The 12,403-nt window shown below is 62.1% G+C and carries 7 protein-coding genes; 5 read left to right on the top strand and 2 right to left on the bottom strand.

Going from position 1 to position 12,403, the window contains the following annotated elements:
* Window position 1 precedes the first annotated feature (1 nt).
* Window positions 2-1,876: a sensor histidine kinase gene (locus tag ACQKI2_RS14440; protein ID WP_427380305.1), complete on the bottom strand. Its 1,875-nt coding sequence runs from the start codon at window positions 1,874-1,876 to the stop codon at window positions 2-4.
* Window positions 1,877-2,133: 257 nt separating this feature from the next.
* On the opposite strand from ACQKI2_RS14440, the gene ACQKI2_RS14435 reads away from it, so the two are divergent.
* Window positions 2,134-4,722 carry a TonB-dependent receptor gene (locus ACQKI2_RS14435; protein ID WP_427380304.1) on the top strand — a complete coding sequence of 863 codons (2,589 nt, stop codon included), beginning with the start codon at window positions 2,134-2,136 and terminating at the stop codon, window positions 4,720-4,722.
* Between the two features lie 78 nt (window positions 4,723-4,800).
* Here the strand turns inward: ACQKI2_RS14435 and ACQKI2_RS14430 are convergent, their stop codons facing one another.
* Complete coding sequence (locus ACQKI2_RS14430) at window positions 4,801-6,498, bottom strand: alkaline phosphatase D family protein (RefSeq protein WP_427380303.1); 1,698 nt, start codon at window positions 6,496-6,498, stop codon at window positions 4,801-4,803.
* A gap of 264 nt (window positions 6,499-6,762) precedes the next feature.
* On the opposite strand from ACQKI2_RS14430, the gene ACQKI2_RS14425 reads away from it, so the two are divergent.
* From ACQKI2_RS14425 to ACQKI2_RS14410, 4 genes are all read left to right on the top strand, one after another.
* A complete protein-coding gene (locus ACQKI2_RS14425; RefSeq protein WP_035596840.1) occupies window positions 6,763-7,476 on the top strand; it encodes a GntR family transcriptional regulator in 714 nt (237 codons plus the stop codon).
* 368 nt (window positions 7,477-7,844) lie between these two features.
* Window positions 7,845-10,238, top strand: a complete 2,394-nt coding sequence (locus tag ACQKI2_RS14420; RefSeq protein ID WP_427380302.1) for a TonB-dependent siderophore receptor — start codon at window positions 7,845-7,847, stop codon at window positions 10,236-10,238.
* Window positions 10,239-10,356: 118 nt separating this feature from the next.
* Entirely contained in the window at window positions 10,357-11,007 is a 651-nt protein-coding gene (locus tag ACQKI2_RS14415; protein ID WP_427380301.1) for a cysteine hydrolase family protein, read from the top strand.
* Window positions 11,008-11,025: 18 nt separating this feature from the next.
* Window positions 11,026-12,399, top strand: coding sequence for a peptidase M20 (locus ACQKI2_RS14410; protein WP_427380300.1), 1,374 nt, complete (start codon window positions 11,026-11,028; stop codon window positions 12,397-12,399).
* The last annotated feature ends 4 nt before the right edge of the window (window positions 12,400-12,403 follow it).

The following is a 12,403-nucleotide window of genomic DNA, read 5'->3' as shown; positions in this document are numbered from 1 at the left end:
TCTACTCCGCCGCCATCTCGAACACGGGGATGCGCGCCAACAGGCTCGTACCCGCCTCGCTCTCCAGCGCCATCTCGCCGCCAAATCTCTCGACACGGATCTTCATGTTACCCAGACCATTGCCCAGCGAGGCCTTCTGCGCCGGCAAGCCCTTGCCATCATCGGCCACCTTCAGTTCCAGCCAATCGTTCCCCAGACGGATGGTCACCTCCACACGGCGCGCCCCGGCATGCTTGATCGTGTTGCTCACCGCCTCGCGGATCAGCGCCCGCAAGGCATGAACCTTCTGCCGCGAAAGCAGCGCGCCCGGCGCAGCCTGCAGCGTCCAGCCAAGGGCGATGCCATGCGGGTCCAGCCGGTCTGCCGTCTCCGCCCTAAGGTCAGCCAGCACATCCTCCATCGGCGCTTCAGCCCCCTGCGCATTGTTAATCACATCGCGAATATCGGTCAGCGTCTCGCGGATCATCGCGTCCTTCCGCCCCGTCTCGCGTGAGTGCAGCGCGCGGAGAAGCTGCGCCCCGATATTGTCGTGAATGTCCCGCGCAATCCGCGCCCGCTCCTCCGAAACGCCCCGGTCATAGGCGTCCCGGTTCTCCTCGGCATAGCGCATCAGCTTCACGATCTGCGCCGCCAAGGTCACATCCTTGGGCGAATAGAGCCCGCGCCCGCCATTCTTGTACCGCAGGCTGAGCGGCGGGGAGTCGGCCACCCCGGGCAACACCATCAGCGTGCCCTCATCCTCTACCCGCACGCGCGCCGCGGCCGCTTCCACCGGCTTCACCTCCAGCGGCCCGAAAATATCTCGCATCAGTTTGCGCCACCGCCCGGCCCGCTCCTCCCCGCTCGGGCGCAGGGCAATGTCGATCACCGCGCGAAAAAGTTCGGCCTCGTCCGGGCGCGCCTGCCCCGTCAGCTTGCGCCATGCTAGGCTGCGCATCGGCAGATACACCGCCGCCGCCGCTAGCAACGCCACGGAGAACGCTGCCCCCGGCTCGAAGGAAAGGATGCCGATGAGCGCCATATCCAACACCAGCACCGCCAGCGCCGCCAGGAAGTGGAACATCAACTGGAACGCCCAGCCGCCCAGCCCGAACACGCGGAACCGCATCAGGCCCACCGTCAGCGCCACATAGATCAGCAGGAAAAAGCCAAAGGCGACATTCTCGTCCAGCAACGGCGTAAACCCGAACGTATGCGGAAACGCCACCGTCGAGATAAACCCGCCCGCGCCCAACACCACCGCCGCGCCCAGCCACAAGGCAATCGAACGCTGCACCGGGTCATCCCGGGTCGCAAAGATCTGCCAGCCCACCAGCACGAAGATGCCCACCATCTCCCAGAAGGTAATGGGATGCACCAGCATGAAATCCGGCGACGGCCCGAACATCACCCAATACGTCACCCCGCCAAAGCCCAGCACAGTGGCCGCCATCATCCAGCGCCAGCCCGGCAGCTTCACCGGATAGATCATGAACAGGCACATCATCACGATGCCAAAGCCGGAAGCCCCGATACAGTTGATGATCCCCGCCAGCAGATAGCCCCCCTCGCTCAGCGGCATGGCAAACAGCCAGACAACCGCCGCCGCTGAGAACATCAGCGTCGTCAGCCCGCTCACCGCAAACAGGATCGCCGCCGGGTCAACCGGCTTCAGCGCCCACACCCAGGCCGACACCAGGCACGCGCCAAACCCCACCAGCAGCGAAATCCACGCGCCCGCGCCCACCTCCAACGGAGAGCGCCAAGTCCCCACAATGCCGGTCGGCCCGCTTGCCGGCTGCAGCACGGCCAGCGCCATCATCGCCGTCACCCCCACCACCAGCAGTGCGGGCACGGCAAACCGCACCAGCGGCGTATTCAGATCCTGCACCCTCATGCCTGGACGCCCCCCTCTTCCCACCTGTTCCATAGAGGCTGCCCTGCTGCGGATGTAAACCGCTCCCCCACCAGCCGATGCGCGCTTTTCCGTCTCCCCCCGGAACAGGGGGGACGGCCCACACGCCCCTCAGGCGAGTGTGAGGTCCATGCCACACTATCACTTTCGATAGCTTGTATCCCGTCCAACCTTACGGGAACCGTGCAGCATTACAGAAGTCTGCCGCCCTCCCAGAGCAGACGTTGCGGAGGAAATCCATGAAACGTCAAAAACCCTTTAGTCGAATTGTATTCGGCGGTGCCTCGGCGCTGGCGATCACCCTGTCGGCGCCCGCCCTTGCCCAGGAAGCCACGCCGGAGGCCACGCCGCCAGCCGCAGCCCAGCCGGCAAACTCTGACTCTGACCTGAAGCTCGGCTCCATCACGGTCACCGCCACCCGCCGCGAAGAGTCCGCCCAGGACGTTCCGATGGCCATCCAGGCCTTCAGCGAAGACACGCTGAACCAGCTCAACATCAATTCGGTAGAAGACCTCACCACCGTCGTGCCCGGCTTCTCGGTGTCCCAGTCCTATCAGGGCGTGCCGACCTACACGCTGCGCGGCATCGGCTTCAACACGATCAACCTCTCGGCCACCTCCACCGTCGGCACCTATGTCGACGAGGTTGCCTACCCCTACCCGTTCATGAACTCCGGCCCGGTGTTTGACGTCTCCCGCGTCGAAGTCCTCAAAGGCCCGCAAGGCACCCTGTTCGGACGCAACACCACTGCCGGCCTCATCAACGTCGTCACCAACAAGCCGGTAGAAGAATTCCAGGCCATGGCGAAGGCCGAAGTCGGCAATTACGATACCTGGAACCTCGAAGGCATGGTCAACCTGCCGATCTCCGAAACGGTCCAGGCCCGCTTCGCCATCCGCAGCGAGAACAGCGACAAGGGCTGGCAGCGCTCGATGTCCCGTCCGGATGAAGACCGCGGCACGGTCGACAAGCTCGGCTTCCGTGCCGCCCTCGCCCTTCAGCCAACGGACAAGCTGGACGTGAACCTCAGCTATAACGGCTGGATTAACAAGTCCGACACGATTGCCGCACAAGGCATCGGCCTCACCCCCAGCACCGACCCGACCTTCATCGTTCCGGGTACGAGCGGCCCGTCCTCGACCTCCGGCTTCAACGCCCCGGGCCTCATTGCCTTCCTCCAGAACAACCGCCCCAGCAGCTCGAAGGATGCTGACTGGGTGCCTTACAACGTCCGCTCTCAGACGATTGGCGGCGTTCCGGGCATGACGGACGACAACAAGGAAGACTCAACCTTCCATGCCTTCCGGGCCGGCATCAACTACACCTTCGACAACGATCTGACGCTCGTGTCGCTCACCGGCTATAACAAGCTGGAGCGTGAGGCGATCCTCGATTTCTCCGGCGCGCCCTATCAGATCCTGAATCAGGACATTGACGGCGAGATCAAGTCGTTCAGCCAGGAACTGCGCCTGGAGGGCCAGACCGATCGCATCAACTGGCTCGTCGGCGCCTATTACGGCAAGGATGAAACCCTCGATACGAACCGCACGATGCTGCGCGATAACGCCAACTCGAATTTCATTTCGACAGCGGCCTATCTCCTCACCGTCAACCCTGCAGCCCTTGGCTTTGACCCCGCCACCGTCGGCCCGCTGGTTGCCTTCGTGAACCGCGATCCGGAAACCGGTCTGCCCTATACAGCCGCCGAACTGCTGAACTCATTCCAGACCTATCGCGACAGCGGTGACTTCGAGACGACCACGCAGAGCATCTTCGCCAATATCGACTGGGAAATCTCGCCGGAATTCTCGCTCACCACGGGTCTGCGTTACACCGAAGACAAGCAGAACTATACCGGCTGCTCGGCAGACGTGAACGGCTCCATGCAGCCCAACGTCAACGTCTTCAACCGCGTGTTCTTCACCGGCATCTATGGCCTGTCGGCGCCCCCGCCAGCCCTGCTGGAGAATGGCTGCAACACCTATGACGTTGCCACCAACACTTTTGGCCCGGTCACCTCCAGCACCAAGGAAGACAACGTCAGTTGGCGGATCGTCGGTAACTGGACCCCGCGTGACAACATGCTGCTGTTTGCCTCGGTGACCCAGGGCTACAAATCGGCCTCCACCCCGGTGAACGCCGCTTCCAAATCCGAACAGAACGCACCGGCCACCCAGGAAGGCCTGCTGGCCTATGAAGTCGGCATGAAGGCCCAGTTCTTCAACCAGCGCCTTCAGTCCAACAGCTCGTTCTTCTTCTATGATTATGAAGACAAGCAGGTCGCCTCCTTCTTCCCGGACCCGATCTACCGCGCCCTCTCGCGCCTTCAGAACGTGCCCAAATCGGAGGCTTATGGTTTCGAAACCGAGCTTACCTGGCTGATCAACGAAAACCTCACCGCCATGGGCGGTGTCACGCTGCTGCAGACTGAGATCAAGGAATTCGACACCTCCGACAGCTTCGGCCTGCCCACCAGCCGCGCGGGCGATCCCTTCCTCTACAGCCCGGAAACCAGCCTCAGCCTCGCCCTCCTATACGACCGTCCGGTTACGGATCGCTACGGCGTGCGCGGTTCACTCAGCGGCCGCTGGCAGAGCGACTCTACTGCCGGCGATCCGGATGATCCGCTGTATGACATCGACTCCTATGGCGTCCTGAACGGTTCGATCGGCCTCTACACGCTGAACGATACCTGGGAGTTCTCCATCTGGGGGCAGAACCTCACGGATGAGTATTACACCCAGCAGGTCACGACGAACGCCAACGTCGTCGTGCGCTATGGCAGCAAGCCGCGCACCTATGGCGCGGCGCTGACCTACCGCTTCTAACGGGGTTTCTTCCTGTAAACCGGCCGCGGCTTCACACCGCTGCGGCCGGTTCTTTTTTGCCCGGATGCGTCTCTGTCTTCAGCCTGCAGAAAGTGTCAGTTCTCGCCCGCGCCCATCCGGCCCGCGCGCAGCCTTCGCCACCACCAGCGTGCGCGCCTCATAATCGCGCGAACGCACCGTGCTCATCCCGATATATTCCGCCTGCGCTGCCTCCCGTGTCAGCGTCAGCAAGACAAACCCCTTGTCCTTCACATTGGCAAAGCGCACGCCCCGGTTTTTCTCTGGAATGGCGCTCGCCGCTATCTCGAAGATGCGCGGATCACTTGTGATGTTCTCATATCCGCCGGGCGAGGTGATGCTGCCCGTGGCAAATTCCACGCCCGCAAACCTCTCATCGCTCTGCCGGTAAAGGTCGCTCGCCCAGAACATGTGGCTGTCACCCGACAGCACCACCAGATTGGCCTGCGCCGCGATGGCCGAGGAGAGCAGCCGCTCCCGCGCCGCCGGATACCCGTCCCAGGAATCGAGGTTTACCGGCAGGCCCAGCTTCGAGCGCTCTACCCAGCGGGCCGAATAGCCGCCCTTCTGGCGCACGCCGTCCAGAATGTCCTCCGGCAGAAGCGCGGTGTAATCCGGCGTGCGCATCGGCGCCATCACGGTCTGGTTGCCCAGCACCTGCCAGGCGGTGCCCGCCGCGGCCGAGCGCGTCAACTCCCCGTCCAGCCAGGCTTCCTGCGGCGCCCCAAGCATGGTGCGCGCAGGGTCTGCCAGCGGCCCGGCCTCGAAGGCTTCGGGGTCGGTCACCCCGCCAAGGCTCAGCGCCTCGCCGCGCCCCGTCAGCCGCGACTCGATCAGGATCAGCGAGGCAATTCCGCCAAACTCATAAGTCCGGGTCAGCGTCCTTGCCGCTTCCCCCCGCTTGGGGTCGCGCATCGGCATCCATTCGAAATAGGCCTGCAGCGCCGCCTCGCAGCGCGCTGCCCAGCTCCCTTGTGTGTCTTCCTTGTGGTTGGCCGCGCCGCCCATCCAGCTGTTGTTGGCCGTCTCATGGTCGTCCCAGATGGTAATGAACGCCGCCGCCGCATGGGCTGCCTGCAGGTCAGGATCGCGCCGGTAGGCGGCAAAACGCGCGCGATAATCCTCCAGCGTCACCGCGTCATGCGCCGGCTCAGCAAACCGCCCCAGCATCCGGCCGGTCTCGGCGTCATACCCGTCAGGGCCATACTCATAGATGTAATCGCCCAGATGGATCACGGCGTCGATGCCGGGTGTCTCCGCGAGGGTCCGGTAGGCATTGTAGAAACCCGAGCCGAAATTGGCGCAGGAAGCGACCGCCAGGCACACTTTCTGTCCGGATTTGTCCGGCAGTGTCCGGAATTGTCCAATGTCTGACACCGCCTGTCCCGCCCAGAAGCGGTAAAAATACCTGCTGCCGGGCGCCAGCGATTCGATGTCCACCTTCAGCGTGTAATCCCGCGCTGTGGTCGCCAGCCCCGTTCCCTTGCGCACTATCCGGCTGAATCCGGCGTCTTCAGCCACCTCAAATCCCACCGGAATCGCCGCCACATCCGGGTTGTAAGCCCGCGTCCAGATCACCGCAGACGCCGCCGTAGGGTCACCGCTCGCCACGCCGGAGGTGAACACTGCATCAATATCAGCCACCTTCTGCGTTGTGGTGCATCCGCCCAGAAGCGTGAAACTGCCGCCCAGCCCCAGCAGCGCCTCGCGCCGGCTGATCCCTGAATTATTTGATTTTTTGGATGGGCTTTTCGTCATCAGATCACTCCGGCGCGTGGCGTATGAGGCTGCACGCTGCAAGCCTTACACGCCATATGCAACACTGAGATGTTAGCTGATATGTTTGACTTTTGCCCCCTGTGCGCCAAGTTGCCATCCGGCGACGCCTGTGCGCAGCAGCTAGGCATCTCCACAGAATAAGGCGGGCCCCATCCGCTCAATTGGAAGATGGGCTTGCCACAACCAGCACGATAACAAAGCCTGCCAACATAAATAATGCGCAGGCATAAGGGAGTAAACGACATGGGCACGCAAACAAAAACAAGGCCCAGGGAAGATATGGTTCCGTTTCACCAACAGGGTTTCAGCGACGTTCGCCACACGGAAGACTGGGCGCCGGACCTTCAGAAATCGAAGGCGTACGAGCAGATCCTGCTGGACATCATCCTGGGTGTCCTCCCGCCCAGCGCACGGCTGGACGAGTTGGGGCTCGCCAAACAATACAATCTCGGTGTCGCCGGTGTGCGTGATGCGCTTGCCCGCCTGTCGCTTGAGGGCATGGTGCTGCGCCGCCCCCGGTCGGGCACCATCGTCGCTTCCATCGATGTGCAGGAAGTGCAGCAGGCATACGAAGTTCGCTGCCTGCTGGAGCCCCAGGCCGCCCTCCTCGCCGCCCAGCACGCCACCCGCGCCGAAATCGACGAAATCCTCACCGCCTTCGATGGCGCAGAAGCCGCTGCCAAGCGCCGGGATTTCCGCGCCATCATCGCCATGGACCAGAAATTCCACCGCGCCGTCGCCATCGCCAGCCACAATCTCAGCCTCGCCCGGATTGTCATCAACCTTCACAACAAGGCGGCGCGCTACTGGTATTATTCGATGACGACCCGCCCCGATGAAGACCGGCTGGAAGACATCTCCAACCACCGCATCGCGGCCAAGGCGATTGCCAAGGGCGATGGCCCCGCCGCGATGAAAGCCATGCTGGTGGTGATGGGCTCCAAGACCGCCGACTGATCCTTTCGCAATGTCAGGCGCCCGCCCGCCAGAACCGCACAGGTTTCGGGCAGCCATTTATTTGATTCTTATCCAATCGAAGGAAGCGCTTTTGCCGTGCGCAGAGGGTGGCTCTTTATAAGTATGTTTCCGGAGGGGGGCTTTTGCGGGCCAGCGCGGCACCGCCAGCCTTGTGCTTTGCCGGAAACCCAGCCCCCGCAAATTGCTGCACCGCACGATTGCTGGGCGGCCGCGCAGCAGACCTGCTGATAATTTGAACATGTTAACTGAAATGTTAGTTCAAATATCAGATGGCGCTGTTTTTCTGGCCCCACCGCCCTGAACTGACCTCATAGCCAACCCGCCGCAGCCTATGAGGGGTCCAAGACATGCGAGCACTGTATTATCTGACAAGCGTTCTGACAGCCATTGCCCTTGCCAACAGTGCCTGGGCTGAAGACGGCCCTGCTCCGGCCACGGAGGATACGGCTGATGAAACCGCCGTACTCGACACTATTGTCGTCGTCAGCGACCGCGTGGGCCTTCTGGAAAAGTCCAACAGCGAAAGCGTCTTTGGCATGGGCAAGTCCCTCCTCGAAACGCCGCGCTCAGCAACGCTGGTCAGCGATCTCACACTGGAACGCTACGGCATTGAAGAAGTTGACGACCTGATCGCCATCGCGCCGGGCACCTTCACCGGCAGCTATTACGGCGTCAAAGGCGCTGTGAACGCCCGCGGCACGCTGGCGGAAAGCTACTTCAACGGCTTCAAGCGGATCGAGAACCGGGGCACCTATCCTACGCTTCTGGGCGCTGCCTCTCAGGTCGATATCGTCCGTGGTCCGCCAACCCCCGCATTCGGCCCCGGCAAGGTCGGCGGCCTCATCAACGTCATCCCCAAAACCGGCCGCGCCAGCGGCAGCGATGAAGTGACCGGCCAGGCTGAAGTCACCGTCGGCTCCTATGGCAAGTTCAACACCAACGGCCAGGTCGGCATCCCCATCGGCGATCGGGGCGGGGTCTACGGTTATGTCGAATATGAAGACTCAGACTCCTACTACAGGGGAATTTCGCCAGAACACCTGATGATCCAGCTGTCAGGCGAATATGATGTTACCGACACGCTCACCATCACCATGAGCGGCCAGTATTTTGACTCGGACGGGTACGTGCAGACGCCCGGCTGGAACCGCGTCACCCAGGACCTGATCGACAACCAGACCTACATCACCGGCCGCAACACCGCCGTCGTTGATACCGATGGAAACGGCCGCATCACGCCCAACGAGGCCGGTGGCAGCTTCGTCGTCGGCTATTTCGGCTTTACGCCTTCCGTCAATCCGCGCTTCCAGCTCACCGAAGGCGTCGGCACCGCAAAACTCAGCCCCCGTACGGTTTTCATCTCGGATGCAGACTTCTCCAAGACGACCACCAACACGCTCTATTTCAAGGCCAAACAGGAAATCGGCGAGAGCGCGCTGAATGTCGAGCTGTTCTATGACGACATGGAAAACCAGCGCTTCGTCAGCTACGGCTTTCCGGCAGACTACGATGCCTGGGCCACCGAGGGCCGCGTCAGCTACGACTTCTCCACCGGCACCGAAGACAGCTTCATCCGCTCCACCAACAAGGTCGGCTTCGGATACCGCCGCCAGGATGCCATCAAGAAGGAAACCTACAACTCCGGCTACATCTCGCTTGATCGCCGCGACATCATCTATGGCGCCACAGCCGCCGACACCATGGATGATCCGTTCTCGGTGGAGCCCGGCAATATCGGGATCGGCTGGGACATGACCGTCGACTCGAGCTGGACCGACACGAGCATCTTCGGCCTGACAGACATCAGCTTCGGCAAATATGTGAACCTGCTGCTGGGCGGGCGCTATGACTGGTATGATGCCACCTCCATCGATACTGGCGGCCTCTGCTACTGTCCGGCCAACATCGAATTCGATGCGTCACAGGAAGAATTCAGCTACAGTGCCAGCCTCAGCTTCAATACGCCGTTTGGCCTCTTCCCCTATGTCACCTATGCCGAAACCGCCGCCCTCGAAATCGGCCAGGCTGGCGACATTACCCCCGGCCTGATCAGCGGCGATCAGTGGATCTCCGACTCCGAGCTTACCGAAGCCGGTATAAAGTTCGAACTTCTCGGCGGAACGCTGGTGGGCAGCCTTGCCGGCTATGAACAATCCCGCACACGCCTTTCGATGTTCGATAACGTCGTCGCCACCGAGGCAAAGGGCGTCGAGCTGGAGGCCCGCTGGCTTGCCACTGACAACCTCTCCTTCACCTTCGCAGGCAACACTCAGAAAACAACCGTTAAAGGCCCTGATGCCAGCTTCGGCTATATCCCGGTCTGGGCAACGGGCCTGAACCCCATTGATGGCTATGGCGCCGCCTATGCCGTCTACAATCTCGCCACGTCGCCCGTCGGCCAGCCAGGCGACTATGAGTTCCGCCTTGTGCCGCAAACCGTCGTCAGCCTGTTTGGTTCCTATGTGTCAGACGCCTATGAATGGGGCCAGTTCGGCGTAACGGGCGGTATCACGAGTGTCTCGGAAACCGCCGGCAAGCTCGCCAATCCGGTGATCCTGCCCGCTTATGAAACCGTGAACGTCTCTGCTTTCTACACCTTCCAGGATTATGAGATCGCCTTCAACGTCGACAACCTGTTCGATGAGCTCTACTTCCAGCCGGTGACAGACACCTATTCTGATATGGCGGTCCTGCCCGGCCGCGGCACGGAATATCGCGTCACCTTTAAGAAGAAGTTCTGAGAACGGAAAAAAGCTCCCCGCCGGGGACCGGTCCTGCTGCCTTCCCCATGCCCTCCCGCTGGGCTTGCAGGACCGGTACTCGGCAGAGGAGAATGAAAGGGAGTGTCTGCAATGAGGAATGCCAGTGAAGCCGAAACCCGCCTATCCTGATACCCTCGCCGGATGGATCGCGCCCGAGCGGGCTGCGGTTATCGTGGTCGATATCCAGGTCGATTTTGCCTCGCCGGAAGGCGTACTGGGCAAGGCCGGGCTGGATATGAGCGTCGCCGCCCCTGCCGTGGCCACGGCCACGCGGCTGGTTGACGCTGCCCGCGCCGCAGGCACCCCGGTGATCTTTGTGGGCCTTGCCACCACGCCCGCCACCGACTCGCCCGTTTGGGGCGAATGGCGCCGCCGGCGCGACGGCGAAGACCGGGGCGGTGCCATCTGCCGCGCCGGAGAGCCGGGCTCCGCCTTTGTCGGCCCGACGCCTCAGCCAGACGAAACCGTCATCTGGAAGCTGCGCTATAGCGGCTTTTTCGGCACCAGCCTTGACGCCGCCTTGCGTGCGCGCGGCATCGACACGTTGATCGTCTGTGGCCTGACCACTGAATGCTGCGTCGATTGCACTGTCCGCGATGCCTTCCATCTCGATTATCTGGTTTATGTGCCAACCGACGCCTGCGCGGCCTATGATCCCGGCATCCATGAAAGCGCGTTGCAATCGCTGGCGCTCAACTGCGCCACGCTGGTCTCCACAGACGAGATTTGCGCCGCCTGGGCTGAATAAAAACAAGAAAGTATCCCAATGAGTAACGTGTTCAAGAATTTGCCCGAGGCGAACTATACCGTCACGGAAGAGGACGCCGCCGCGCTCGCCGCCGCCATCGACAAGGAAGAAATGACAAAGGTTGCCCTCGAATTGGGCAATATCCCCAGCCCCGCGCGGGGCGAGGCCCAGGCAGCCGAATATGTCTATCAGTGGCTCACCAAAGAGGGCTTCCGCCCCCGCAAGGTCGGCGCCACGCCGGAGCGACCGAACATCATCGCCACCTATGGCGGCAAGGGCGATGGCAAAAGCCTTCTCTATACGGCTCACCTCGACACCGAAAGCCCCACCTGGAACCCGGATGAAGACGCCTACAAATTCCGCCCGGAAACCCTCGAAGTGCGCGAATGGAACGAATGCTGGCTGGAAGACGGCGCCTTCCACGGCTTCCCCATCGCCAATGATCGGGGGCCGATGACCTGCTTCCTCTTCGCCGCCAAGGCATTGAAGCAATGCGGCTTTGATCTTGCCGGCCGCCTCTATCTCACCGCCTCCCCCGGCGAAATCGGTCCCGAGCCCATCGAAGAGGCCCGCGGCATTGATTTCATGGGCAAGGACATCGGCACGCACTATGTCTTCAATCATGGCGGCGTTTCGCCAGATTACGCCATCGCTGCCGAGGGCTGCGACTATGGCCTCACCTGGGTCGGCTGCGGCTATTCTGTCTTCCGTATACGCCTCTATGGCGAGGCCGTCTTCACACCCCTCCTCAACTCACCCAAACTGGCCGCCCAGCACCCAAACCCCATCTACCGTATGGGCGCCGCCATCCAGCCGATCCTGGACTGGAGCCTGAAATTCGAAGCCGGAAGCCGCTACGACACGCCCGGCGGCTCTGCCTATCCCAAAGCGCAGATCTCTGCCGTGCGCGGCGGCGTGCCTCATGCCTTTGGTGCGGGCACGGAAGTCTGCGCGCTCTATCTGGAAGTCGGCCTCGCGCCCAATCAGGAAATTGGCGCAGTTCACCGCAGCCTCGAAAAATTCCTGCGCGAAGCAGGGATCGGGGAGTTTGATGTGGAGCCCGTCGTCGTCCGTCATGGCTTTGAGGCCGATGCCGGAAAGGTTGCCCCGCTGGTCAGCGCAGTCGATGCCGCCACACGCCTTACGCTGGGAAAACCGGTCGAGCGCGCCGCGCCCGTCTATTCCAGCATGTGGCGAGACCACAACGTCTTCAACATGAACCGCGTGCCCGCCATCACTACCGGCTTCAAACGCTGGCGTCCGACCCCGGACGATCTGGCCAAAAGCGCACTGATCTACGCCCTCACCGCCCTCGCCCTTTGCGGCAAGGCCGGCAGCGAGGCAGAAGCAACGCGGGCCAAGCCCGTCTATGGCGACAACCCGTTCGGCTGAGAGG

Origin of the sequence: Hyphomonas sp. NPDC076881 (assembly GCF_050269995.1) — a bacterium.
Classification (GTDB): domain Bacteria; phylum Pseudomonadota; class Alphaproteobacteria; order Caulobacterales; family Hyphomonadaceae; genus Hyphomonas.
The sequence above is the reverse complement of the archived record's forward strand: the minus strand, read 5'-3'. Positions and strand labels throughout refer to the sequence as shown.

Bases quoted from the DNA above. Each gene is read 5' to 3' on its own strand.
- ACQKI2_RS14440 (WP_427380305.1), bottom strand. From the start codon at position 1,876: ATGAGGGTGCAGGATCTGAATACGCCGCTGGTGCGGTTTGCCGTGCCC.
- ACQKI2_RS14435 (WP_427380304.1), top strand. From the start codon at position 2,134: ATGAAACGTCAAAAACCCTTTAGTCGAATTGTATTCGGCGGTGCCTCG.
- ACQKI2_RS14430 (WP_427380303.1), bottom strand. From the start codon at position 6,498: ATGACGAAAAGCCCATCCAAAAAATCAAATAATTCAGGGATCAGCCGG.
- ACQKI2_RS14425 (WP_035596840.1), top strand. From the start codon at position 6,763: ATGGGCACGCAAACAAAAACAAGGCCCAGGGAAGATATGGTTCCGTTT.
- ACQKI2_RS14420 (WP_427380302.1), top strand. From the start codon at position 7,845: ATGCGAGCACTGTATTATCTGACAAGCGTTCTGACAGCCATTGCCCTT.
- ACQKI2_RS14415 (WP_427380301.1), top strand. From the start codon at position 10,357: ATGCCAGTGAAGCCGAAACCCGCCTATCCTGATACCCTCGCCGGATGG.
- ACQKI2_RS14410 (WP_427380300.1), top strand. From the start codon at position 11,026: ATGAGTAACGTGTTCAAGAATTTGCCCGAGGCGAACTATACCGTCACG.